Source organism: Pseudomonas flavescens (assembly GCF_013408425.1).
In the GTDB taxonomy this organism is placed as follows: domain Bacteria; phylum Pseudomonadota; class Gammaproteobacteria; order Pseudomonadales; family Pseudomonadaceae; genus Aquipseudomonas; species Aquipseudomonas fulva_A.
Window position 1 is genome coordinate 5,265,956 of sequence record NZ_JACBYV010000001.1, and the last position, 22,917, is coordinate 5,288,872.

Annotated in this window: 22 protein-coding genes; 9 read left to right on the top strand and 13 right to left on the bottom strand. The window is 62.9% G+C overall.

What is annotated here, in order from left to right; all coding sequences use genetic code 11:
- Positions 1–46 precede the first annotated feature (46 nt).
- The 3 genes from gltB to FHR27_RS23540 all read left to right on the top strand — a co-directional run bounded on the left by gltB (position 47) and on the right by FHR27_RS23540 (position 7,301).
- The gene (gltB, locus tag FHR27_RS23530) at positions 47–4,495 is read left to right on the top strand and encodes a glutamate synthase large subunit (RefSeq protein ID WP_042552250.1); all 4,449 of its coding nucleotides are present in this window, start codon (positions 47–49) and stop codon (positions 4,493–4,495) included.
- A gap of 103 nt (positions 4,496–4,598) precedes the next feature.
- Positions 4,599–6,017 (top strand): FAD-dependent oxidoreductase, encoded by a 1,419-nt coding sequence (locus FHR27_RS23535; RefSeq protein WP_042552251.1) that lies wholly within the window; start codon positions 4,599–4,601, stop codon positions 6,015–6,017.
- Positions 6,018–6,200: 183 nt separating this feature from the next.
- Positions 6,201–7,301, top strand: coding sequence for a glycerol dehydrogenase (locus FHR27_RS23540; protein WP_179539698.1), 1,101 nt, complete (start codon positions 6,201–6,203; stop codon positions 7,299–7,301).
- Here FHR27_RS23540 and FHR27_RS23545 read toward each other — a convergent pair.
- On the bottom strand, positions 7,294–8,661 hold the full coding sequence (locus FHR27_RS23545) for an LLM class flavin-dependent oxidoreductase (protein ID WP_179539699.1): 1,368 nt from the start codon (positions 8,659–8,661) through the stop codon (positions 7,294–7,296). The two genes, FHR27_RS23540 and FHR27_RS23545, sit on opposite strands and share 8 nt — an antisense overlap.
- Before the next feature lie 102 nt (positions 8,662–8,763).
- Positions 8,764–9,744 (bottom strand): aliphatic sulfonate ABC transporter substrate-binding protein, encoded by a 981-nt coding sequence (locus FHR27_RS23550; RefSeq protein WP_179539700.1) that lies wholly within the window; start codon positions 9,742–9,744, stop codon positions 8,764–8,766.
- A gap of 232 nt (positions 9,745–9,976) precedes the next feature.
- On the opposite strand from FHR27_RS23550, the gene hemE reads away from it, so the two are divergent.
- Complete coding sequence (hemE, locus tag FHR27_RS23555) at positions 9,977–11,044, top strand: uroporphyrinogen decarboxylase (RefSeq protein WP_179539701.1); 1,068 nt, start codon at positions 9,977–9,979, stop codon at positions 11,042–11,044.
- Between the two features lie 6 nt (positions 11,045–11,050).
- Here hemE and FHR27_RS23560 read toward each other — a convergent pair whose 3' ends face one another.
- Positions 11,051–11,452: a DUF2141 domain-containing protein gene (locus tag FHR27_RS23560; protein WP_264650096.1), complete on the bottom strand. Its 402-nt coding sequence runs from the start codon at positions 11,450–11,452 to the stop codon at positions 11,051–11,053.
- A gap of 82 nt (positions 11,453–11,534) precedes the next feature.
- Between FHR27_RS23560 and FHR27_RS23565 the strand changes: the two genes are divergently transcribed.
- Genes FHR27_RS23565 through FHR27_RS23580 form a run of 4 tightly spaced genes read left to right on the top strand, consistent with a single transcriptional unit; the run spans position 11,535 to position 15,024 of the window.
- Complete coding sequence (locus FHR27_RS23565) at positions 11,535–12,452, top strand: dialkylrecorsinol condensing enzyme (protein WP_179539703.1); 918 nt, start codon at positions 11,535–11,537, stop codon at positions 12,450–12,452.
- Between the two features lie 19 nt (positions 12,453–12,471).
- Positions 12,472–13,629, top strand: a complete 1,158-nt coding sequence (locus tag FHR27_RS23570; RefSeq protein ID WP_179539704.1) for a beta-ketoacyl-ACP synthase III — start codon at positions 12,472–12,474, stop codon at positions 13,627–13,629.
- Positions 13,619–14,026: a hypothetical protein gene (locus FHR27_RS23575; protein ID WP_042552258.1), complete on the top strand. Its 408-nt coding sequence runs from the start codon at positions 13,619–13,621 to the stop codon at positions 14,024–14,026. The genes FHR27_RS23570 and FHR27_RS23575 overlap by 11 nt, the downstream gene beginning before the upstream one ends.
- A complete protein-coding gene (locus FHR27_RS23580) occupies positions 14,023–15,024 on the top strand; it encodes a BtrH N-terminal domain-containing protein (RefSeq protein ID WP_179539705.1) in 1,002 nt (333 codons plus the stop codon). Before FHR27_RS23575 ends, FHR27_RS23580 begins: the two co-directional genes overlap by 4 nt.
- 110 nt (positions 15,025–15,134) lie before the next feature.
- Here FHR27_RS23580 and FHR27_RS23585 read toward each other — a convergent pair whose 3' ends face one another.
- Genes FHR27_RS23585 through FHR27_RS23610 form a run of 6 tightly spaced genes read right to left on the bottom strand, consistent with a single transcriptional unit; the run spans position 15,135 to position 19,502 of the window.
- Positions 15,135–15,686: a hypothetical protein gene (locus FHR27_RS23585; RefSeq protein ID WP_179539706.1), complete on the bottom strand. Its 552-nt coding sequence runs from the start codon at positions 15,684–15,686 to the stop codon at positions 15,135–15,137.
- Positions 15,683–16,789 (bottom strand): beta-ketoacyl synthase N-terminal-like domain-containing protein, encoded by a 1,107-nt coding sequence (locus FHR27_RS23590; RefSeq protein ID WP_179539707.1) that lies wholly within the window; start codon positions 16,787–16,789, stop codon positions 15,683–15,685. The genes FHR27_RS23585 and FHR27_RS23590 overlap by 4 nt, the downstream gene beginning before the upstream one ends.
- Positions 16,786–17,052 carry an acyl carrier protein gene (locus FHR27_RS23595; RefSeq protein WP_042552262.1) on the bottom strand — a complete coding sequence of 89 codons (267 nt, stop codon included), beginning with the start codon at positions 17,050–17,052 and terminating at the stop codon, positions 16,786–16,788. Before FHR27_RS23595 ends, FHR27_RS23590 begins: the two co-directional genes overlap by 4 nt.
- Positions 17,034–18,221, bottom strand: a complete 1,188-nt coding sequence (locus tag FHR27_RS23600; RefSeq protein WP_179539708.1) for an ABC transporter permease — start codon at positions 18,219–18,221, stop codon at positions 17,034–17,036. The genes FHR27_RS23595 and FHR27_RS23600 overlap by 19 nt, the downstream gene beginning before the upstream one ends.
- Entirely contained in the window at positions 18,218–19,102 is an 885-nt protein-coding gene (locus tag FHR27_RS23605; protein ID WP_179539709.1) for an ABC transporter ATP-binding protein, read from the bottom strand. Before FHR27_RS23605 ends, FHR27_RS23600 begins: the two co-directional genes overlap by 4 nt.
- Complete coding sequence (locus tag FHR27_RS23610; protein ID WP_179539710.1) at positions 19,095–19,502, bottom strand: beta-hydroxyacyl-ACP dehydratase; 408 nt, start codon at positions 19,500–19,502, stop codon at positions 19,095–19,097. Before FHR27_RS23610 ends, FHR27_RS23605 begins: the two co-directional genes overlap by 8 nt.
- 60 nt (positions 19,503–19,562) lie before the next feature.
- Between FHR27_RS23610 and FHR27_RS23615 the strand changes: the two genes are divergently transcribed.
- Positions 19,563–20,117 carry a methyltransferase family protein gene (locus FHR27_RS23615; protein WP_179539711.1) on the top strand — a complete coding sequence of 185 codons (555 nt, stop codon included), beginning with the start codon at positions 19,563–19,565 and terminating at the stop codon, positions 20,115–20,117.
- A gap of 9 nt (positions 20,118–20,126) precedes the next feature.
- On the opposite strand, the gene FHR27_RS23620 is transcribed toward FHR27_RS23615, so the two are convergent.
- The 4 genes from FHR27_RS23620 to FHR27_RS23635 all read right to left on the bottom strand — a co-directional run bounded on the left by FHR27_RS23620 (position 20,127) and on the right by FHR27_RS23635 (position 22,915).
- A complete protein-coding gene (locus tag FHR27_RS23620; protein WP_179540151.1) occupies positions 20,127–20,723 on the bottom strand; it encodes an Sbal_3080 family lipoprotein in 597 nt (198 codons plus the stop codon).
- Positions 20,724–20,790: 67 nt separating this feature from the next.
- On the bottom strand, positions 20,791–21,231 hold the full coding sequence (locus FHR27_RS23625; RefSeq protein WP_042552267.1) for a hypothetical protein: 441 nt from the start codon (positions 21,229–21,231) through the stop codon (positions 20,791–20,793).
- A gap of 18 nt (positions 21,232–21,249) precedes the next feature.
- Positions 21,250–21,651 carry a hypothetical protein gene (locus FHR27_RS23630; protein ID WP_179539712.1) on the bottom strand — a complete coding sequence of 134 codons (402 nt, stop codon included), beginning with the start codon at positions 21,649–21,651 and terminating at the stop codon, positions 21,250–21,252.
- Between the two features lie 37 nt (positions 21,652–21,688).
- Positions 21,689–22,915: a beta-ketoacyl-ACP synthase gene (locus FHR27_RS23635; RefSeq protein WP_179539713.1), complete on the bottom strand. Its 1,227-nt coding sequence runs from the start codon at positions 22,913–22,915 to the stop codon at positions 21,689–21,691.
- Positions 22,916–22,917: the final 2 nt, after the last annotated feature.

Here is a 22,917-nt window from a genome sequence, read left to right on the forward strand (position 1 = left end):
ATTAGAAAGAAAAATGCCGAGTAAGGCAGTCTGGTGAGAGTTCCCTATGAAAGCAGGTCTGTACCATCCTGATGAGTTCAAGGATAACTGCGGCTTCGGCCTGATCGCACACATGCAGGGTGAGGCCAGCCATCACCTGTTGCAGACCGCGATAGAAGCACTGACCTGCATGACCCACCGTGGCGGCATCAACGCCGACGGCAAGACGGGTGATGGCTGTGGTTTGCTGATTCAAAAGCCCGATCTGTTCCTGCGCGCCGTCGCCAAGGACACCTTCGGCGTCGAACTGCCCAAGCAATATGCCGTAGGCATGGTCTTCCTCAATCAGGACGAGACCAAGGCCAGTGCTGCCCGCGACAACATGAATCGCGAAATCCAGGCTGCCGGTTTGACTCTGGTCGGCTGGCGCAAGGTGCCGATCGATACCAGCGTGCTTGGCCGCCTGGCTCTGGAGCGCCTGCCGCAGATCGAACAGGTGTTCATCAGTGCCGATGGCCTGAGCGATCAGGACTTCGCCATCAAACTGTTCTGTGCCCGTCGCCGCTCCTCGGTTGCCAACGCCGCGGACAGCGAGCACTACATCTGCAGCTTTTCGCACAAGACCATCATCTACAAAGGCCTGATGATGCCGGCCGACCTGCAGCAGTTCTACCCGGACCTGGGTGACGAGCGCCTGCAGACTGCGATCTGCGTGTTCCACCAGCGCTTTTCCACCAACACCCTGCCGAAGTGGCCGCTGGCTCAGCCGTTCCGTTTCCTCGCCCACAATGGCGAGATCAACACCATCACCGGTAACCGCAACTGGGCGCAGGCACGCCGTACCAAATTCGAGAACGGCCAGATTCCTGCCCTCGAAGAGCTCGGCCCGCTGGTCAACCGCGTGGGCTCCGACTCCTCGAGCATGGACAACATGCTCGAACTGATGGTCACCGGCGGCATCGACCTGTTCCGCGGCGTGCGCATGATCATTCCGCCAGCCTGGCAGAACGTCGAAACCATGGACGCCGACCTGCGGGCGTTCTACGAATACAATTCCATGCACATGGAGCCCTGGGATGGCCCCGCTGGCGTAGTGCTGACCGATGGTCGTCACGCCGTGTGCCTGCTCGACCGCAACGGCCTGCGTCCGGCGCGTTGGGTGACCACCACCAATGGCTACATCACCCTGGCCTCGGAAATCGGCGTGTGGAATTACCAGCCCGAAGACGTGGTCGCCAAAGGCCGTGTCGGCCCGGGCCAGATCCTTGCCGTCGATACCGAAACCGGTCAGGTGCTGACCACCGACGACATCGACAATCGCCTCAAGTCCCGCCACCCCTACAAGCAGTGGCTGCGCAAGAGCGCGCTGCGTATCCAGGCGACCATGGAAGACAACGACCATGGTTCGGCCTTCTACGAAGCGGATCAGCTCAAGCAGTACATGAAGATGTTCCAGGTCACCTTCGAGGAGCGTGACCAGGTGCTGCGTCCGCTCGCCGAGCAGGGCCAGGAAGCGGTTGGCTCGATGGGCGATGACACGCCGATGGCGGTGTTGAGTCAGCGCGTGCGTTCACCGTACGACTATTTCCGCCAGCAGTTCGCGCAGGTCACCAACCCGCCGATCGACCCGCTGCGTGAAGCCATCGTCATGTCGCTGGAGATCTGCCTCGGTGCCGAGCGCAACATCTTCGAGGAGTCCCCGGAACATGCGTCGCGGGTGATCCTCAGCTCGCCGGTGATCTCCCCGGCCAAGTGGCGCACCCTGATGAATCTGCAGCGCCCGGGATTCGAGCGGCAGATCATCGACCTCAACTACGACGAGTCGATCGGCCTGGAAGCGGCCGTGCGCAACATGGCCGACCAGGCCGAAGAAGCCGTGCGCTCCGGCAAGGTACTGTTGGTTCTGACCGACCGTCACATCGCGCCGGGCAAGTTGCCGGCCCATGCCGCGTTGGTCACCGGTGCGGTGCACCATCGCCTGACCGAGACCGGCCTGCGTTGCGATTGCAACATCCTGGTCGAAACCGCCACCGCCCGTGACCCGCACCACTATGCGGTGCTGATCGGTTTCGGCGCTTCGGCGGTGTACCCGTTCCTGGCCTACGAAGTGCTGGGTGATCTGATCCGTACCGGTGAGGTGCTGGGTGATCTGTACGAAGTCTTCAAGTACTACCGCAAGGGCATTTCCAAGGGCTTGCTGAAGATCCTCTCGAAGATGGGCATCTCCACCGTCGGTTCCTACCGCGGTGCTCAGCTGTTCGAGGCGGTCGGTCTGGCCGACGAGGTCACCGGTCTGTGCTTCCGTGGCGTACCGAGCCGCCTCAAGGGCGCGCGTTTCGTCGATCTGGAAGCCGAGCAGAAGGCGCTGGCGGGCGAAGCCTGGAACAACCGCAAGGCGATCCAGCAGGGTGGCCTGTTGAAGTTCGTCTACGGCGGCGAGTACCACGCCTACAACCCCGATGTGGTCAACACCCTGCAAGCAGCGGTGAAGCAGGGCAGTTACGAGACCTTCAAGGAATACACCAAACTGGTTGATACCCGCCCGGTGTCGATGCTGCGTGACCTGTTGCAGGTCAGGCTGGCCGATACGCCGCTGGCGCTGGATGACGTCGAACCGCTGGAGTCGATCTTCAAGCGCTTCGACGCAGCCGGTATCTCCCTGGGGGCGCTGTCGCCAGAGGCTCACGAAGCCCTGGCCGAGGCGATGAACCGCCTGGGCGCACGTTCCAACTCCGGCGAAGGCGGTGAAGACCCGGCGCGTTACGGCACCATCAAGAGCTCCAAGATCAAGCAGATCGCCACCGGCCGTTTCGGGGTCACCCCGGAATACCTGGTCAATGCCGAAGTGCTGCAGATCAAGGTGGCTCAGGGTGCCAAGCCTGGCGAAGGTGGTCAGCTGCCGGGTGGCAAGGTCAACGGGCTGATCGCCAAGCTGCGTTACGCGGTACCGGGCGTCACCCTGATTTCGCCGCCGCCGCACCACGATATCTATTCGATCGAAGACCTGGCGCAGCTGATCTATGACCTCAAGCAGGTCAACCCCAGTGCCCTGGTATCGGTCAAGCTGGTATCCGAAGCGGGCGTCGGCACCATCGCCGCCGGTGTCGCCAAGGCTTACGCCGACCTGATCACCATTTCCGGTTATGACGGCGGCACCGGCGCTTCGCCGCTGACGTCGATCAAGTATGCTGGCGCGCCGTGGGAGCTGGGCCTGGCGGAAACTCACCAGACCCTGCGCGGCAACGACCTGCGCGGCAAGGTACGGGTGCAGACCGACGGCGGGCTGAAAACCGGCCTCGACGTGATCAAGGCTGCCATCCTCGGTGCCGAGAGCTTCGGCTTCGGTACCGCGCCAATGGTCGCTCTGGGCTGCAAGTACCTGCGTATCTGTCACCTGAACAACTGCGCCACAGGCGTGGCGACCCAGAACGACAAGCTGCGCAAGGATCACTTCATCGGCACCGTCGACATGGTGGTGAATTTCTTCACCTTCGTCGCCGAGGAAACCCGCGAGTGGCTGGCCAAGCTGGGCGTGCGCAGCCTGGGCGAGCTGATCGGTCGTACCGATCTGCTGGAGATTCTGCCGGGCGAAACCGCCAAGCAGAACCACCTGGATCTGACGCCGCTGCTGGGTAGCGATCACATTCCCGCCGACAAACCGCAGTTCTGCGAAGTCGATCGCAACCCGCCGTTCGACCAGGGGCTGCTGGCCGAAGAGATGCTGTCCATGGCCAAGTCGGCGATCGACAGCGCCAGTGGCGGCGACTACCAACTGGACATCTGCAACTGCGACCGCTCCATCGGTGCCCGCGTCTCCGGCGAAATCGCCCGGGTGCATGGCAATCAGGGCATGGTCAAGGCGCCGATCACCTTCCGTTTCAAGGGCACGGCCGGGCAGAGCTTCGGTGTGTGGAACGCCGGTGGCCTGAACCTTTACCTCGAAGGCGACGCCAACGATTACGTCGGCAAGGGCATGACCGCTGGCAAGCTGGTGATCGTGCCGCCGAAAGGCAGCCCGTTCAAAACCCAGGACAGCGCGATCATCGGCAACACCTGCCTGTACGGCGCCACCGGTGGCAAGCTGTTCGCAGCGGGTACCGCAGGTGAGCGTTTCGCGGTGCGCAACTCCGGCGCCCATTCCGTGGTGGAAGGCGTGGGTGACCATTGCTGCGAGTACATGACCGGTGGTTTCGTCTGCGTGCTGGGCAAGACCGGCTACAACTTCGGCTCAGGCATGACCGGTGGTTTCGCCTACGTGCTGGACCTGGACAACAGCTTCTACGACCGGGTCAACCACGAGCTGGTAGAGATTCAACGGATCAACAACGAGTCCATGGAGGCTTATCGCAGCCACCTGGAGCGGGTGTTGGCCGAGTACGTCGAAGAGACGTCGAGCGAGTGGGGGCGCAATCTGCTGGAAAACCTGGACGACTACCTGCGCAAGTTCTGGCTGGTGAAACCCAAGGCTGCGAACCTCAAGTCGCTGCTCTCCAGCATCCGCGCCAACCCGCAATAAGCAGCTTCAAGCGGCGAGCCCTGACAGCGGGGCTCGCCGCTCAACGTGATTGTCTTGCAGCTTCGAGCGTGTCGCTCGGCGCTGCTGCTAAGAGGTTTATGACATGGCTGAACGTCTGAATAACGACTTCCAGTTCATCGAAGTCGGGCGCAAAGACCCGAAGAAGAAGCTGCTGCGTCAGCGCAAGAAAGAATTCGTCGAAATCTACGACACCTTCAAGCCGGCTCAGGCCGGTGATCAGGCACACCGCTGCCTGGGTTGCGGCAACCCGTATTGCGAGTGGAAGTGCCCGGTGCACAACTTCATCCCCAACTGGTTGAAGCTGGTCTCCGAAGGCAACATTCTGGCTGCCGCCGAACTCAGCCACCAGACCAACACCCTGCCGGAAGTCTGCGGCCGCGTGTGCCCGCAGGATCGTCTGTGCGAAGGTGCCTGCACCCTCAACGACGGCTTCGGTGCGGTGACCATCGGCTCGGTGGAGAAGTACATCACCGATACCGCTTTCGCCATGGGCTGGCGCCCGGACATGTCCAAGGTCAAACCGACCGGCAAACGTGTCGCGGTGATCGGTGCCGGTCCGGCCGGCCTGGGCTGTGCGGACATTCTGGTGCGCAATGGCGTGACGCCGGTGGTGTTCGACAAGAACCCGGAAATCGGCGGCCTGCTGACCTTCGGCATTCCCGAGTTCAAGCTGGAAAAGAGCGTACTGAGCAATCGCCGCGAAGTCTTCACCGGCATGGGTATCGAATTCCGTTTGAACACCGAGATCGGCAAGGACATCACCATGCAGCAGTTGCTGGATGAGTACGATGCCGTGTTCATGGGCATGGGCACCTACACCTACATGAAGGGCGGCTTCCCGGGCGAGGACCTGCCGGGCGTGCACGACGCGCTGGACTTCCTGATCGCCAACGTCAATCGCAACCTCGGTTTCGAGAAGGCGCCGGAAGACTTCGTCGACATGAAGGGCAAGCGCGTCGTGGTCCTCGGCGGCGGCGACACTGCGATGGACTGCAACCGCACCTCGATTCGCCAGGGCGCCAAGGCCGTGACCTGCGCCTATCGCCGTGACGAAGCGAACATGCCGGGCTCGCGCAAGGAAGTGAAGAATGCCAAGGAAGAGGGCGTGAAGTTCCTCTTCAACCGCCAGCCCATCGCCATCGTCGGCGAGGACAAGGTCGAAGGCGTAAAGGTGGTCGAGACCCGTCTCGGCGAGCCCGATGCCCGTGGCCGTCGCAGCCCCGAGCCAATCCCGGGCTCCGAGGAGATCATCCCGGCAGAAGCCGTGCTGATCGCCTTCGGTTTCCGACCGAGCCCGGCGCCCTGGTTCGATGATTTCGATATCCGTATCGATACCCAGGGCCGTGTCGTCGCGCCGGAGAAGGCGACCTTCAAACACCAGACCAGCAACCCGAAGGTGTTCGCCGGTGGTGACATGGTGCGGGGTTCCGACCTGGTGGTGACCGCCATCTACGAAGGCCGCAATGCGGCTGAAGGGATTCTCGACTACCTCGGTGTCTGAGTCTCACCCTTGCTGACGAGGCCGGCCGTACGCCGGCCTCGTCGTTTTAGGCCCTCTAGAGCCTGTTTTCGACGTAGCAGTGCCGGCGCACAGCGGATGTAACCGGTTCCTGGCTGACCTGGGGCAATACGCCGCGTTGATCGTGCCTTTACAGTACCTCCATCGTTTTCTCAGGAGGTTCCCATGCTGACCACTGCCATCTTCCCATCCCGTTACGTGCAGGGCCGCGGCGCGCTCGAGCAACTCGGCTTCGAGTTGTCGCGCTTCGGCAACAAGGCACTGGCGCTGCTCGATCCCTTCGCTGACGATCACCTGGGCGATCTGCTGGAAAACACCTGTGCCGGCCATCTCGATTGTCAGCGGGTGCGTTTTGCCGGTGAGTGCTGCGACGAAGAAATCGCCCGTCTGGTGGCATTGGCTCGGCAGGCCGGGCCCGAGGTGATTCTCGGCATGGGCGGCGGCAAGGCACTGGATACCGCCAAGGCGCTTGCCTACGAACTGCGCCTGCCCGTTGCTGTGGTGCCCACCCTGGCCTCCAGCGACGCCCCCTGCAGCGCACTGTCGGTGATCTACACCGCCGAGGGGGCCTTCAAACGGTATCTGGTGCTGCCGCGCAACCCCGATCTGGTGCTGGTCGACAGCCAGGTGATCGCCCAGGCACCGGCGCGCTTTCTGGTTTCCGGTATGGGGGACGCTCTGGCCACCTGGTTCGAGGCCGAGGATTGCCGCATCAGCGGCGCCGCGAACATGACCGGTCGGCAGGGCCCGCGTACGGCTCATGCACTGGCCCGGTTCTGCTACGACACGTTGCTGGAGTACGGCCCTCTGGCATTGCAGGCCTGCCGCCAGCAGGTGGTGACGCCTGCTCTGGAACATGTCATCGAGGCCAACACACTGCTTTCCGGTCTGGGCTTCGAAAGTGGCGGCCTCGCCGCAGCTCACGCGATTCACAATGGCTTCACGGTCCTCGAGGGTACCCATGCCTACTGGCATGGCGAGAAGGTCACCTTCGGCGTGCTGAGCATGCTGATGCTGCGTGACAGCGAGCCGAGACTGATCGATGAGGTCTATGGTTTCTGTCTCGCCGTCGGCTTGCCGGTCACGCTCGCCGAGATCGGTCTGCCCGATGTCAGCGATGTCGATCTGCTGCGCGCCGCCGAGCTTGCCTGCGCCGCGGGTGAAAGTATCCACAACGAGCCCTTTGCGGTAGATGCGCAGAGCGTGCTTGCCGCCATGCGTACCGCCGACGCCGAGGGCTGCCGTCGACTTCAGGCGGCTAGATAGCTGCCCGATGGGCGGCGTGGCGAGGGGCTAGGCGGTCGCCTTGGCCGAACAGTTGCTGCCTGAGGCTGCCGCCCTCGTAGGCCTGGCGGTAGCGGCCACGGCGCTGCAGCTCTGGGACCAGCAGATCGACCACCGCGCTGAGGTCTTCATGGGCGACGGCATAGGTCAGGTTGAAACCGTCGATGCCGGTGGCGTCCAGCCATTCCTCCAGCTGATCGGCCACTTCGCCGGGGGAGCCGAGCAGAACAGGCCCGCGACCACCCAGGCAGACGAACTCGGCGGCTTCGGCCACTGTCCATTGGCGGTTCGGATCGCTGCGCGTGAAGGACGCCAGGGCTGTGCGCCCGGCATCGTTTTCCAGGTACTCGATGACCTGGTCGCCGCGCAGGTTCGACAGGTCGATGCCTGTCCAGCCGGATAGAAGCGCCAGCGCGGCCTCGACGTCCACGTAGCGACGATAGTCGGCCAGCTTCGCCTCGGCAGCGGCGCGGCTCGGCGCGACGATGATCAGCGCCTGGGCGTAGATCAATTGCTCCTCCGGCTGCCTGCCTGCGTCCCGCAGGGCTTGGCGCAAGCCCGCTACCAGGCCCTTCAGGACGGTCTGGGTGGGGCCGCTGATGAATACGCACTCGGCATGGCGAGCCGCGAAGGCCTGGCCCCGGGGCGAGGCGCCCGCCTGGAACAGCACCGGTGTGCGTTGCGGGGACGGTTCGCAAAGGTGGATGCCGGGCACCTGGTAGTGCTCGCCATGATGGCCGATCGGGTGCACCTTGCTTGGGTCGATGTAGGAGGTTCCGGCCCCGCTGCGGTTGACCGCATCATCTTGCCAACTGCGCTCCCAGAGTTTGTAGAGCACCTGCAGGTATTCCTCGGCCAGCTCATAGCGCTGGTCATGGCCCAGTTGCCTGCCAAGGCCCAGGTTGCGTGCCGCGCTGTCCAGATAGCCGGTGACGATGTTCCAGCCAACCCGGCCATCGGTAAGGTGATCCAGGGTCGACATGCGCCGGGCGAAGGGATAGGGATGCTCGTAGGTCAGTGAGAACGTCACGCCGAAACCCAGGTGCCGGGTCACGGCGGCCATGGCAGGCACGATCAGCAGCGGATCGTTGACCGGTACCTGCACGCCCCCGCGCACCGCTGCATCCGGGCTGCCCTGATAGACATCGTAGACACCCAGTACATCGGCGATGAACAGCGCATCGAACAGCCCCCGCTCGAGCAGATGCGCCAGTTCAAGCCAATAAGGCAGACGGTTGTGGTGCTGGCTGCGATTGAGTGGATGGCGCCACAGGCCGGGTGACTGGTGGCTGGCGGCATTCATGCTGAAGGCGTTGAAGCGGATCGGTGTGCGGGAGGTCATGACGGCTCCACCGTTGTAGGGTACACGGACAGGGCAATGGCAAGTGGCCGCCCCACCCGGTTGGGCGGGAGGCTAGTCGGCTCGGCCAGGCGCATGCTCCTTTCAGGGCAACAGGGACTGCGGGTAGACCGCCTCGTCGACGCGCAGGGGATTGGGGATCAGCCCGAGGCCGAGGAAGGTATCTGCCAGTTTTTGCTGCTCCGCGACGATCTCGGGAGTGATCGCCTCGGCGGCATAGTTGCGGCGCTGGGTGGCGAGAAGCAGTACGTCCGGTGCTATTCCCAATTGCGGTGCGAGCAGGTCGGCGACCTGCTGAGGATTCTTGTTGGCCCAGTCACTGACGTGCGCCAATTGCTGGAAGAACGTCTTCACCAGATCGCCGTTGTGGTCGGTGAATTCGGCTGTGGACAGGTAGAAGGTGCGGTTGTTGGTCAGCCCCTGGCCATCGCGCAGGTTGCGCACCGGCAGCTTCTTTTCGGCTGCAGCGAGGAATGGATCCCACAGCGTGACGGCTTGCACGGAACCCGATTGCAGCGCGGCGATGGCGTCCGCGGCGTTGTTGACGTATGCCGCCGTGATATCGGTATAGCTCAGGCCGGCCTCCTGCAGAGCCAGGGCCAGCAGGTACTGGGCATTCCAGCCTCGGCCGGTGGCTACTCGCTTGCCCTTGAGGTCGGCAATGTTCTGTATGCCGCCCTCATTGTGCACCAGAATGCCGATGCCTTTGGGGTAGGGTTGCTCTGCTGCCAGATAGACCACCGGTTTACCGGCAGCCTGGGCGAATACCGAGGGCGCATCGGCAGCGTGCCCCAGATCGATGGCGCCGGTACTCAGCGCTTCCAGCAATTGCGGGCCGGCGGCGAACTCGTGCCAGCTGACCTTGACGCCCCGGGTTTCGAGCGCCTTCTCCAGTGCGCCGCTTCCCTTGAGAATATTCACGCTGTTGAACTTCTGGTAACCGATTCGCAGCGTCTTGGCGCTCTCGGCGTGGGCTGCTTGCCAAGGCAGCAAGACAGCGCTGGCAGCCGCCAGGAGGCCCAGTGTAAAGGCGCGACGGCTGGGGAAGCGGAAAGAACGGGCCATGCTGAGCTCCGAAATCGAACCTGATGTGGATGGCCCTCAATATAGAACCGGACGGAACTAGCGAGCACGCGTAATCTTCGTTTTGGGTATAACGTTTTCTTTTCAGTACCTCATCAAGGAATATAAAGAGCAGGTTTGGCGTGGCCAAAAGCCGCAGCTGAGCACCTGCGCCGTGTCTTTTAGGTCGCGCTTTGCGACAATGGCGGGTCTGCCGTCCCTGGAATCCTGTGCCATGACTGCCCTGAAGAACGACCGTTTCCTGCGTGCTCTGCTCAAGCAACCCGTCGATGTCACCCCGGTGTGGATGATGCGTCAGGCGGGCCGCTATCTGCCGGAGTACCGGGCCAGCCGGGCCAAGGCCGGGGATTTCATGAGCCTCATGATGAACCCCGAGTTCGCCTGCGAAGTCACCCTGCAGCCGCTTGATCGTTACCCACAGCTCGATGCAGCCATCCTCTTCTCCGACATCCTCACCATCCCCCACGCCATGGGCCAGGGGCTGTACTTCGAGACGGGTGAAGGGCCGCGCTTCAAGAAGGTCATCAGCAGCGCTGCCGATGTCGACGCGCTGCCGATCCCTGATCCGCAGAAGGATCTGGGCTATGTGATGGATGCAGTGCGCACCATCAAGTCGGCGCTAGGCGGCCGTGTTCCGCTGATCGGCTTTTCCGGCAGCCCGTGGACGCTGGCGACCTACATGGTCGAGGGCGGCTCGTCGAAGGACTTCCGCAAGATCAAGGCGATGCTTTACGACCAGCCCGAGGCCATGCACGCGCTGCTCGACAAGCTGGCGCAATCGGTCACCGCCTACCTCAATGGGCAGATCCTCGCCGGTGCCCAGGCGGTGCAGATCTTCGACACCTGGGGTGGCAACCTGTCGTCAGCGGCCTACCAGACGTTCTCCCTGGCTTACATGCAAAAGATCGTCGACGGTCTGATCCGTGAGCATGACGGGCGCAGGATCCCGGTGATCCTGTTCACCAAGAATGGCGGGCTGTGGCTGGAATCGATGGCAGCCACTGGCGCCGATGCGCTGGGGCTGGACTGGAGCTGCGACATTGGCGAGGCGCGCCGCCGAGTCGGTTCTCAAGTGGCCTTGCAGGGCAATATGGACCCTACCGTGCTGTATGCCAAACCGGCGGCAATTCGCGCCGAGGTCGCGCGCATTCTCGCCAGCTATGGCACCGGCAGCGGTCACGTCTTCAACCTGGGGCATGGGATTACCCCGGAAGTCGACCCTGTTCATGCAGGGGCCTTCCTCGAAGCGGTGCATGAGCTGTCTGCCGACTATCACCGCTGATCGGCATCACTGCGCCTGGCGCCCACCGCGCGGTTGGCGCAGGCGTACATCGACCAGGGTGTCGTCTTCGCCATGCTCGAATCTGGCGCCTCCTGGGGTGGGCTTGCCCTTCAGGAGTGACGGATTGCCGGAAAAACCCACAGGCTCGAGAGGGATGCCTCGCGGGCTGAGGTCGAGACGCCCGTTGCCGTTGCTGTCCTGAAACAGTTGCAGGGCGTATTGCCCGGGCGGTACGTCTTTGACGATCAGTTGCTCGCCTTCACCCTGCAGCTCGCGCAGCATCGGCTCCCAGTCTTTCTGCTCGGCAGCCACTAGTGCCAGATACAGGCTGGCGGCACTCCCGTTGCCCTCCACGCGTATCAGCAGATCTCCCGCCTGCGCCGACGAACAGACGAACAGGAGAACCACTGCGCAGACCGTGCAGCGTTTGGTTACGATTTGAAGAATTCTCTGTGGCATAATCCGCCCATTTTGCAGGGATTCGCTTTAAATGCGTCAGGTTCTAGTCGTTCACTTCTCACAGACTGGCCAATTGAACCGCCTGGTGCAATCGGTCTGTGCGCCGTTGCAGGTGAGTGAAGGCATTCAGGTGGATTTCCTGGCGCTGCAACCGGCCAAGCCGTTTCCCTTCCCGTGGCCCTTCCTTGGTTTTTTCCGGATATTCCCGGAAACCGTGTTGATGAAGCCGCAGCCTTTGTTGCCGCTGACGGTCGATCCCGACAAACGCTACGACCTGATCATTCTCGCCTACCAGGTGTGGTTCCTGTCACCCTCGTTGCCCTTCACCAGTTTCCTCGCGTCGCCTGAGGCCGCTCGGCTGCTCAAGGATACGCCGGTGATGACCCTGATCGGTTGTCGCAACATGTGGTTGATGGCCCAGGAAAAGGTCAAGGCCCGTCTGCAGGCGCTGGGCGCGAAGCTGGTCGACAACGCCGTGCTGACCGACGCCTGCGGCACGGCAGCGAGTTTTCTGGCCACGCCGCTGTGGATGTTCACCGGCCGGCAGAAACCCTACAGCTGGGTGCCGCGCGCCGGTATCGACGAGAATGAGATGGCCGCCGCCAGCCGTTTCGGTGATGCCATGGCACGGCGCCTGCTCGCTGACCAGCAGCCGATCGAGCAGCCGATGCTGGGCGGTCTCGGTGCCGTCAAGGTGGATGAAAAGCTGATCGCCAGCGAGAAGGTCGGCAATCGCAGTTTCACGCTGTGGAGCCGACTGCTTGCCGCCCTCGGCCCGCAGCAGAGCAGGCGGCGGGGTGCCGGGCTGGTGGTCTACATCGTTTTCCTGATCTGCCTGATTCTGACCGTGGTGCCGATCAGTGCCCTGTTGAAAAAGTTGTTGGCCCCGCTGTCCAAGGCGCGAATCCAGCGTGAAAAGGCCTACTTCGCCGGCCCGTCCGGCGAATAAACTGGTCCGAGGTAATCCCGTGGTATCTCCTGTATTCATCAATCGCGTCAGTGCAAGCCTGCCCTTTGATCCGGTCGACAACGAGCAGATGGAAGCTCGCCTCGGCATGGTCGGCGGCAAGCCGTCGCGCGCCCGCAAGCTGGTCCTGCGCCGTAACGGCATTCAGCAGCGCCACTACGTCATCGACCCGCTCACCGGCGAGCCAGGCATGAGCAACGCGCAGCTTAGCGCTGCGGCGATCCGTGGCCTGGTCGGCGAGGGGTTCGCGCTGGAGGGTCTGGATTGTCTGGTCGCCAGCACCTCTTCGCCCGACCAGGTGATGCCAGGCCATGCGGTGATGGTGCATGGCGAGCTGGGCAACCCGCCTTGCGAAGTCGCCACCACGGCGGGTATCTGCCTGTGCGGTATGACCGCGCTGAAATACGCCTGGATGAGCGTCGCCAGCGGTGAAAGCCGCAACGCCGTGGCCTGCGGCTCCGAAGTGGCGTCGACGCTGATGCAGGCGCGCAACTTCAATGCCGAATACGAGAGCCGCATCGAGGAGCTGGAGAGTCATCCGGAGATCGCCTTCGAGAAGGATTTCCTGCGCTGGATGCTTTCCGACGGTGCTGGCGCCGTGCTGCTGCAGAATCATCCCAACGCCAGCGGGTTGAGTCTGCGTGTCGACTGGCTGGATATTCTCTCGTTCGCCGATCAGATGCCAGCTTGCATGTACGCCGGTGCCGATATGGAGGACGGCAGCCTGCGTGGCTGGAGCCGCTACGACGCCGATGAGCGCGCCCGCAAATCGGTGATGGCGATCAAGCAGGACGTCAAACTGCTCAACGAGAATATCGTCAAGTACACCGTGGAAGAGGCATTGCGGCGCATCATGGCGCGCCGTGAACTGCGCGTGGCGGATATCGACTGGTTCCTGCCGCACTATTCCTCGGAATTCTTTCGCGACCGTTTGGCCGAGGGCCTGGCCAATGTCGACCTGCCGATTCCGATGGGTCGCTGGTTCACCAACCTGACTCGCAAGGGCAATACCGGGGCGGCGTCGATCTTCATCATCCTCGAAGAACTGTTCAATGGCGGACAGCTGCGCAGCGGTCAGAAACTGCTGTGCTACGTGCCGGAAAGCGGGCGTTTCTCCAGTGCATTCATGCACCTTACGGTGGTCGGCAATGAAGCTTGATGAAGTCCCCCAGGACCCCGATTCTGCATACGGCGGACACAGCAAGTTGCTGTATGCCGTGGATGAAAAAGGACATTACCAAGGGGCACAAAGTGCCGGTTGGGAGCCAGAGTCCTACTCCACCCAGCTGGCTGTCGCCGAGCTGGAGGCGCAGGAGGCCGAAGCCCATGCTGCCTGGCAGCGCGGTGAGCTGTCGCCGTTGAAGTGCCTGATGTATCGCTATCGCATGGACGAGCCGGCGCTGGCGCAGATCGCCGGGCTCTGGCAGTGGCGCGTGCGCCGGCATTTTCGACCCGAGATCTACCGACGCCTGAACGATTCGCTGTTGGCTCGCTATGCCGAGGCCTTTGGCCTGTCCGTCGACGAATTGCGTCGCTACCAGAAGGAACTGCCATGAGCGCGTTCGAGCACCGTCAGAGCGCCCACTGCGAAAGCGGCGTCATGGCCAGTCTGCTGACCCATGCCGGCCTGCCGATGAGCGAGCCGATGGCGTTCGGCCTGGCATCGGGCCTGGCATTCGCCTACCTGCCGATCGTCAAGCTGGGCGGCATGCCGCTGATTGCCTATCGGATGCCGCCCCGCCACCTGATCAAGACGCTGAGCAAGCGTCTGGGCGTGCGCCTGACCAGCCGTACCTTCGCCAATCCCGAGCAGGGCCGCGTCGCTCTGGATGCCGCGCTCGACAGTGGTCGCCTGGCCGGGCTGCAGAGTTCGGTGTTCTGGTTGCCGTACTTTCCGCCGGAGATGCGCTTTCACTTCAATGCCCACAACCTGCTGGCCTATGGTCGTGAGGGCAACGAGTACCTGCTCAGCGATCCAGTCTTCGAAGCGCCGGTGCGCTGTGCTGCCGAGGATTTGCAGAAAGCGCGCTTCGCCAAGGGTGCCCTGGCGGCGAAGGGCTTGATGTATTACCTGGACGACGTATCCCCCGATCAGGATTGGGAGCGGCTGATTCGCAAGAGCGTGCTGTCGACCTCACGCATCCTCGATGGCATGCCGCTGCCGTGGATCGGCATTCGCGGTATTCAGCACCTGGCCAAGCGCGTCGAGGTGCTCGACCCGGGGCAGGCCAAGTACAACCGCCTGTACCTCACCCATATCGTGCGCATGCAAGAGGAGATCGGTACCGGTGGTGCGGGCTTCCGCTTCATGTACGCGAGCTTCTTGCAGGAGGCCGGTGAGAGGATCGGTGATACCACGTTGCAGGAAGCCTCGACACGCATGACCGCCGTAGGCGATGACTGGCGCCAGTTCGCCTCGGCATGCGTGCGGGCCAGCCGCAGCAAGGGCGAAACACCGGATTTCAGGCCGATCGCCGATAGGCTGCGCGGCATCGCCAGTCAGGAACGCGTGCTGATGAAAGAGCTGGGCGCCTGGGCCAAGCGCAAGGGGTAAGCGAGCGCTGCAGAAAGGCGATAGCGGTCATCGGCGCAGTAGTGTGGGAGCGGGCCATGCCCGCGATTTTTCGCGCGCATGGCGCGCTCCCACAGTGAGCAGCCACTGTTTTATAGCGGCAACCGCAGCACGTCGATCCCGGCCGTCAGCTCGGCAAAATCTGCTGCCTGGCTCGGGCCGGCGATTAGTACCGCCTGGGCTTCGAACTCACCGTCTTCATCGATCACCACCAGCAACGCCTGGCTGATCAGGCCGTCTGCCAGATCCAGCCCGGCCAGGGCCTGCAGCTGTTTCCAGGCACGCGGGCCTGCGCCGATGAACAGGTTCGGCCCCTCCAGCCCCAGCTGCGCGGCGACGTGAAAGCCCGCTGCGTTGCTTACGCTGTTGACGAATTCGAAGGGCTTGGGCTGCAACTGATTCACGCATACCGCGTCGAGCAGCGAGCCCATGGTTCCTCTGGCCGGATGACGAGAGGCCAGATACAGCCCGCAATCACGGCGTACCTTCGCCTTGAGTGGCGCGCTGCACAGCAGTGCCTGGAGGATCAGCCGATCGATTCGTCGAGGCGGGCTGGCCAGCCACTGACTCAGAGTGGCCTTCAGGTCCTTGTCGGAAGCGCTGGCGTCACCGCGGACGCTGCAGGCGGCAATGACCGTGCTCATGGTGTTTCTCCCGTGCCACGCTGCAGCACCAGGCTGGCGTTGTTGCCGCCGAAGCCGAAGAAATTGGCCAGCAGCAGGCTGTCATCGGCGATCGCCAGGGGGGCTGCCGCCAGGGGCAGCAGCGCTTCGTCGGCGTAATCGCAGCCTGGCAGGTGCGCGAGGTTCTGCACCAGCAGCAGGGTTTCAGCCAGGCCACAGGCGCCCAGGGTATGGCCGAGCCACGGTTTGAGCACGCACAGCGGCGGCAGCGCGTCGCCGAACAGCAGGCGCACGCCGTTGCTCTCGGCGCGGTCATTGGCGCCGGTGGCTGTACCGTGGAGTTTCACCAGACCGATTTGCTCGACGCTGCTGCCCGCGCTACGCAGGGCTTCGCGCATTACCCAGTCGATGTGGCTGCCGTCTTCCCGCGTGGTGGTCAGGTTGCTGGTGTCGCAGGCGCTGAAACCACCAAGCAGTCTGGCCAGCGGTGCCGGGCCTGGCTCCAGTCCCAGCAGCGTTGCCGCGTAAGCCTCGCCGAGAATCAAGCCGTCGCGCTGAGGGTGGAAGGGGCGATAGCGGCCGCTGGGCGAGACCAGATCCAATGCGCCGAAGCCTTGCTGCGCTATGGCACTGGGGGTTTCGAAAGCCAGCACCAGGGCGCGGCGATAAAGCTTCGCACCGAGCAGTCGGGCACCGTACAGCAGCCCGTTGGCGGCGCTGGTGCAGGCGGTATTGAGGGTGTAGGCATCGGCGAAGCCCCAGCGCTCGCGCAATTGCTCGGCGATCAGGTCGAGAGAGGTCGAGTGATCGTGATGAAAGCCAGCCTGCCGCTTCGTACGCTCTTCCAGTTCGTCGATATCCAGGCTGGTGCTGGCGACGATCAGCAGGCAATCGTCCAACGGGCCGGCATCTGTGCCAAGTGTCTCGCGGATCAGGCGGTCGACGTGCTGATGCCGACTTTCGCCCGCAGGCAGGCCGAGGTGGGCGCGCGGCTGCAGCAGTTCATGCAGCACGAAGTTGCCCGCTTCGGGCAGTACGCCGCGTTGCAAGGCCTCACCGGCGGCGTGCAGATCTGCGCCAAGCGCACTGTGCAGGGCACCTCGTTGGAGGTAGACGGGCGTCACTGCTTCTGCCTGATGAAGGCCGCGATGCTGGAGATGCTATTGAGGATGCGCCGCCCGTCCTTGGCGCCTTCGATACGCACCCCGTAGTGCTGCTGAAGGGCCAGCGAGACCTGCAGCGCGTCCAGGCTGTCCATCTGAATGCGGCTCTGCTGACCGAACAGCGGCTCGTCATCCTCAATGCTCTGCCAGTCGATGTCGTCTTCCTTGTCGCACTCGCGAATCAGCAATTGCTTGAGCTTTTCTTCTAGTAATGTGTGGTCCATTGCGTTTGCTGTACTCGTTTGTGGAACAGGAACAAGCCACTGGCACCGGCCAGCGCTGCGAACAGCAGCAGGCGCACGCACCAGGGGGCTACGTCGTTCAGTGAGCCGTGGCCCACCAGCAGGGTGAGGAAAGCGTCTAGCGCCCAGCTCATTGGAGAAACTTCCGCCAGTTGGCGCATGGCCTCCGGCATCACGCTCTTGGGTACCATGATGCCGCCGATGGCTGCGAGGATGATATTGATCCCGCCGCCAAGCAATAGGGCTTGTTCACTACTTCGTGCCAGTGCGGCCAGCAGCAGGCCCAGGCTGCTGGTGGCCAGTGCGATGCTCGCTGCCAGCAGGGCGTAAGCGGCCAGGCTGCCATTGAGTTCCAGCGCCGGCAGGCCGACCAGCGGCAGGCCATGCATGCCGATGCTCAGCAGCAGCACGAACTGCAACAGGTTGATGGCCAGGTAAGGCAGCATCTTGCTCAGTGCCAGGGTGCCGAGCCCCAGGCCCAGGCAGCGGAAGCGCAGCAGCGCGCCACTCTGCTGTTCGCGCTGAAAGCTGCCGGCCATTGGCAGCACCACGAAGAACATGCCGAAAATCAGCCATGCCGGGACGCTCATCTGCGTGGCGTTGGCCTGGTTGCTCAGGTCGCCGCTGGCCAGGCGCTCCTGCTCGTCGATCTGGCTCTCGGTACGTTGCTGGATCAGCTCGAGTTGTTCGCTGGGGCTGAGGCCCTCATCCAGCGCACCGCTGTCCTGCAGATAGGCGAGCAGTCGGGTCTGGGCCAGGGCGATGGTCACGGCACCATGCAAGCGTTGGCGCGAGAGACGGTCGAACTGCGCCGGAAAGCTCAGGGTAGGGCCCTGGTGGGGGGTATCCAGCAGCCTGTCGTCGAAGTCGGCGGCCAGGCTGATACGCGTCATTTCGGGCGGCCCACTGGCCAGCAACTGGCTGTCAGGCAGTTGCGCCTGCAGCGCACTGTGGAAAAAACGGCTGGAATCGCTCTGCTGCGGTGTTTCGATCACCAGTTGCAGGGGCGGTAGGCGATCCTGCAGGTAGCTGGACATGGCTCCGGCCATGATCACCAGAAACAGCGTCGGCATGATGAACAGCACGGCCAGGGCGTGAGGGTCACGCAGCAGCAGAAGGATTTCCTTGCGAACCAGGGCACGCAGCCTCATAGCCTGCCTCCATTGAGGCGCAGGTAGAGCTGCTCCAGTGACGGGCGGCCAAAGCGCAGCAGGCTCGGTGCATGTTGCTGTTCGCTGATGAAGCGGGTAATCGTCAGCAATTGCTCCACGTCCAGCGAGGCGATGCGCACGCCATTGGTTCGTTGTTCGACACTCAGGCCCAGGCTGTCGAGCAGTGGTAGCAGGGCATCAGGTTGGCGCTCGGGCCACTCCAGAAACAGGCCTGGCTGATCGCCGAGCAACTGCTGCTTGTCGATGTCCAGCTGCACGCGACCTTCGTGAAGCAGCAGGATGCGATCCGCTACTCGCTCCACTTCGTCCAGATAATGACTGGTGTAAATCACCGCCTTGCCCTCGGCGGTCAGTGTCTGGACGGCTTCGAGGAGCATCTGCCGGCTGGCAGCGTCGACGCCGACGGTGGCTTCGTCGAACAGATACAGCTCCGCCGGTTGCAACAGGCCGATGGCGAAATTCAGGCGTCGCTGCTCACCGCCAGAAAGCCGTTCTGCACGGCGATCGAGCTTGTCTTCCAGAGCCGTACTGGCGATGCAGCGAGCGAGGCGCTGATGACGCTCCGGACCGCGCAGCTCGTAGAGATCGGCGAACAATGCGAGGTTTTCCCTGACCTTCAGCCCGGCATAGAACGCCAGTTGCTGGGGCACCAGGCCAAGGCGCCGTTCGCCTTGCCAGACGATCTCTCCGCCGAGCGGCTGCAGCACGCCGCTGAGCAGTGACAACAGGGTCGTCTTGCCTGCGCCGTTGCTGCCGAGCAGCCCCAGGCATTGCCCCGCCTGCAGGTGCAGGTCGATACCTTGCAGCGCCGGCTGTTGAGCTTCGGGGTAGCGATAACCGAGGTTCTTCAGCTCAAGCACGGACGAGCACCAGGAGAAGTTTGCCATCGAGCAGCAGGCGGCCCTCGCTGTGCACGCTGAAGCCATACAGCGCGCCCAACGGGCTGATGGTCTCCTGGGCCGCGTCGACCAGCAGGTCGCCGCTGCGCTGCACGGGGTGGTGGTGCAACTGCAGTTGCGAGAGCTTGCCGACCAGAGCCATTTTTATGGCGCTGTCGTTGCCGTATAAGGCACCATGCGCTGCACACAGTTGAGCAGCGGCTTCGAACAGCAGGCAGGGTGAGGCGTTCTTGCCCAGGCTGTCGAGGTGGTGCCAGCCGCTCAGACCGCGGATGGTGCGGGCGTCATGTTCGACTAGCGCGTCCAGCCAGAGCGCCTTGCCCTGGTGCGGCAGCAGTGTATGCAGTTGGGTGCGATCCATGGCGAGCGTCTGGGCGTGCGAGCGTGGCAGTGTAACAGAGGGTGATTAGGGAGGAGTGTGGTGGAGGGCTGGCAATTACTGGTTTTCGTGGGGCTGAGTATCGTTCTGACGGGTATTTCCTGGCGGTCGCTGGGTAACCCGCGTAGCCATGGGTTCTACCGTTTCATCGCCTGGGAACTGATGGCAGTGGCACTGGTGCTCAATGCGCCGTTCTGGTTCGAGGACCGCGATGCGACGCATCAGCGGGTTTCCTGGGTACTGCTGACGGCTTCACTGCTGGTGCTGTTCGCCGGCGTGTACCAGATGCGCCGTTTCGGGCGTGCCGATGAGCAGCGTCAGGATGACGAGCTGTTCGCCTTCGAACGCACCTCGAAACTGGTCACCAGCGGCATCTTCCGCTACATCCGTCATCCGATGTACTGCTCGCTGCTGCTGCTTGCCTGGGGCATCGCCTGGAAGCAGCCGACGGCGGTGACGCTGATACTGGCATTGCTGTCGAGTGTGGCGCTGTGGCTCGCCGCCAGGTGCGAGGAACGTGAGTGCCAGGCCTACTTCGGCGATGCCTATCGCGACTACATGGCGCGCAGTCGGATGTTCGTGCCGTTCATTTTCTGAGCCCTGCGTTCAGTGAGTTATTGGCTGACTCTCAAGCATGAGTTGGCGATAAGCTCGCTGGTAAGCCTCGTAGTCAAGGTTCTGCTGCTGCAGTTCGCGCAGTCGTTCATCCAGACTGGTGGTGCTCGCGGCAGGGGTTTTCGCCGACGCGCTCGGCGCAGGCTCGGTAATCAACTTGGCATCACTCAGTAGCTCATCGATAACCGGGTCCATCTTGCTTTGCGTGCCTTGCCATTTCATCAAGGAGAGGCCGCCTTTGCCGCGCAGGTGATAGTTGGCTTTTGCCAGTGTCTGGCGCCGCGGGCCGAGGATGGTCAGCTCTGCACTCGACAGGTAAGGCGCCATATCCCAAGAGCGTCGTGCAGTGTAGGTCACCACGTAAGGGCATTGAGCCCAGGGTATCTGCGAATACAGCTGGGTAGAGATACCGTGGCGAGCGAAGCCTTGCTGTAGCACTGGTACGAAGTCGCTGACTTTGACCTTGAGGTTTTCCTCGATACACATCGTGCTCGGCGCACTCTGCAGCGGTGTCACACGCACTGCGGTGCACGCACTCAGGGCTATTCCCAGTGCAGCCAGCGATAGAGCGGCTAAGGCGTTGGGCATGATCAACCTCTTCCTTGATATGAAAAAGCCGCCCGCAGGCGGCTTGGTTTTCTGAAACCGGGCAGCCTTACTTGACGCGAGCGTACTTGGCCTTCAGTGCGACGCCAGCCATGATGGCGCCGGCGTGGCATTCGTATTTGCTGTTGTCGCGGTATTCCTTGTTCTTGTAGTTGCTGGCCAGGTCGACAACGGCGTTGGCGCCTGCCGCCTTGGCCGAGTTCTGCAGCTTGATCAGCGCCGATTGCAGCGCCCAGCTGCAGGCGGCTTCGTCGGTCTTGTTGAAGGCGTTGGTCTTCTGGCTGGTGGTGACGTTGGCGTTGATGATCTTGGCGCCAGCTGGCGTCTTGTTCAGGTAGAACTTCACCGAACCATCGAGGCGGCCAGCCTGGGTGGCTTCGTTGACCACCGACTGGAAGTCCAGGAAGTGGGCGGTGTCACGGGCCTGGCTGACGGCAGGCAGCAGGGCGGCGGTGAGAAGTGCGGCAGCGGTCCAGGTTTTTGCGTTCATGGGTAACTCCTTGAGTGTTTACTGGGGCATGTAAAGGGAAGGACTGCTCAATTCCTGCTGAATGCTGCGATCCAGGTTCTGGATCCACTTGTTGTAGTTACGGTGGATCTTGCCGTCGCGGTAGCCGAGATTGTGACTGTCGCGGTAGCGGATCGAGTAGGTCGACGCGGTATAGGGAATGGTGATTTGCGCCTGGTGGCTGCGGCGGGTGATCGACGCCAGGATCTGCCCCTGGTCTGCGCGTTCCACCGTCCATTGACGGCGCTGCAGCGCCGTCAGCACCGCCCTGCGCATGTCGTCCTGGCCCTTGACCGCGGCCGGCGGGGCGCTGTTTTCGATGTTCACCACCGGCTTCGAGGTGCAGGCGGTGATGCCCAGGAGCAGAAGGGCGAGCAGAGCAATGCGGTTGAAACGAGACATCATCCATGTTCCTTGTCAGTGAAGAAGTTACGGTCTTTCAGTGCCAGCGGCGGAAGATCAGCGACGTATTGACACCGCCAAAGGCGAAATTGTTGTTCATCACGTACTCATTGTGCATCTCGCGGAATTCGCCGCGCAGATAATCCAGCTCGCCACACGCCGGATCGATCTGGTCCAGGTTGAGCGTATGCACATAGCTGTCGCTGTTGAGCATTTCGATGCTGAACCAGGATTCCAGAGCGCCGCAGGCGCCCAGGGTGTGGCCGAGGTAACTCTTCTGCGAGCTGATCGGCATGCGTGCGCCGAACAATTCGCTGGTGGCCTGGGTTTCCGCCACGTCGCCTTGCTCGGTGGCGGTGCCATGGCCGTTGATGTAGCCAATGGCATCCGGCGCCAGCGCGGCGTCTTCCAGGGCCAGTTCCATGGCGCGGCGCATGGTGGCCTGCACGGGTTTGGTGGCGTGCTGGCCATCGGCGTTGCAGCCGAAGCCGACGATCTCGGCGTGGATGGTGGCACCGCGTGCCAGCGCATGCTCGAGCTCTTCGAGCACCAGCATGCCGGCGCCTTCTCCGATCACCAGGCCGTCGCGGCCGCTGTCATAGGGGCGCGGGCTGGTGTGTGGGGCATCGTTCTTCAGGCTGGTGGCGTACAGCGCATCGAAAACCATGGCTTCGGTCGGGCACAGCTCCTCGGCACCGCCAGCGAGCATCAGTGGCAGGCGGCCGAACTTGATTGCCTCGTAGGCATAGCCGATGCCCTGGCTGCCGCTGGTGCAGGCGCTGGAGGTCGGAATCAGCCGGCCAGTGAGGCCGAAGAAGATGCTGATATTGGCCGCCGTGGTGTGCGGCATCATGCGGATGTAGGAGTTGGCGTTGAGGCCGTCGGCCACCGAGTTGATCAGCATGTTACCGAAGGCCCTGACCTCATCGGTGCTGCCGGTGGACGAGCCGCAGGCCACGCCCATACGGCCGTCCTTGATACGCGCATCGCCAAGCAGCCCGGCGTGTTCCAGCGCGCGCTCGGCGGCATGGACGGACAGCTTCGACACGCGGCCCATGCTGCGCAGTTGTTTGCGGGTCCAGTGGCCGGGTACGACGAAATCGTCCACCGGGCCGCCCAGGCGGGTGTTCATCTCGATGAAACGGTCCCACTCGTGCATGACACGAATGCCATTGCGATTGGCGCGGAAGTTCGCCGAGATGCTGTCCCAGCTATCGCCCAGGGAGGTAATGCCGGCCATGCCGGTAACGACTACGCGCTTCATCG

Excerpts from the sequence above, each read along its gene's own strand:
- gltB (WP_042552250.1), top strand. The coding sequence starts at position 47 with ATGAAAGCAGGTCTGTACCATCCTGATGAGTTCAAGGATAACTGCGGC.
- FHR27_RS23535 (WP_042552251.1), top strand. The coding sequence starts at position 4,599 with ATGGCTGAACGTCTGAATAACGACTTCCAGTTCATCGAAGTCGGGCGC.
- FHR27_RS23540 (WP_179539698.1), top strand. The coding sequence starts at position 6,201 with ATGCTGACCACTGCCATCTTCCCATCCCGTTACGTGCAGGGCCGCGGC.
- FHR27_RS23545 (WP_179539699.1), bottom strand. The coding sequence starts at position 8,661 with ATGACCTCCCGCACACCGATCCGCTTCAACGCCTTCAGCATGAATGCC.
- FHR27_RS23550 (WP_179539700.1), bottom strand. The coding sequence starts at position 9,744 with ATGGCCCGTTCTTTCCGCTTCCCCAGCCGTCGCGCCTTTACACTGGGC.
- hemE (WP_179539701.1), top strand. The coding sequence starts at position 9,977 with ATGACTGCCCTGAAGAACGACCGTTTCCTGCGTGCTCTGCTCAAGCAA.
- FHR27_RS23565 (WP_179539703.1), top strand. The coding sequence starts at position 11,535 with ATGCGTCAGGTTCTAGTCGTTCACTTCTCACAGACTGGCCAATTGAAC.
- FHR27_RS23575 (WP_042552258.1), top strand. The coding sequence starts at position 13,619 with ATGAAGCTTGATGAAGTCCCCCAGGACCCCGATTCTGCATACGGCGGA.
- FHR27_RS23580 (WP_179539705.1), top strand. The coding sequence starts at position 14,023 with ATGAGCGCGTTCGAGCACCGTCAGAGCGCCCACTGCGAAAGCGGCGTC.
- FHR27_RS23585 (WP_179539706.1), bottom strand. The coding sequence starts at position 15,686 with ATGAGCACGGTCATTGCCGCCTGCAGCGTCCGCGGTGACGCCAGCGCT.
- FHR27_RS23595 (WP_042552262.1), bottom strand. The coding sequence starts at position 17,052 with ATGGACCACACATTACTAGAAGAAAAGCTCAAGCAATTGCTGATTCGC.
- FHR27_RS23600 (WP_179539708.1), bottom strand. The coding sequence starts at position 18,221 with ATGAGGCTGCGTGCCCTGGTTCGCAAGGAAATCCTTCTGCTGCTGCGT.
- FHR27_RS23610 (WP_179539710.1), bottom strand. The coding sequence starts at position 19,502 with ATGGATCGCACCCAACTGCATACACTGCTGCCGCACCAGGGCAAGGCG.
- FHR27_RS23620 (WP_179540151.1), bottom strand. The coding sequence starts at position 20,723 with ATGCCCAACGCCTTAGCCGCTCTATCGCTGGCTGCACTGGGAATAGCC.
- FHR27_RS23625 (WP_042552267.1), bottom strand. The coding sequence starts at position 21,231 with ATGAACGCAAAAACCTGGACCGCTGCCGCACTTCTCACCGCCGCCCTG.
- FHR27_RS23630 (WP_179539712.1), bottom strand. The coding sequence starts at position 21,651 with ATGTCTCGTTTCAACCGCATTGCTCTGCTCGCCCTTCTGCTCCTGGGC.
- FHR27_RS23635 (WP_179539713.1), bottom strand. The coding sequence starts at position 22,915 with ATGAAGCGCGTAGTCGTTACCGGCATGGCCGGCATTACCTCCCTGGGC.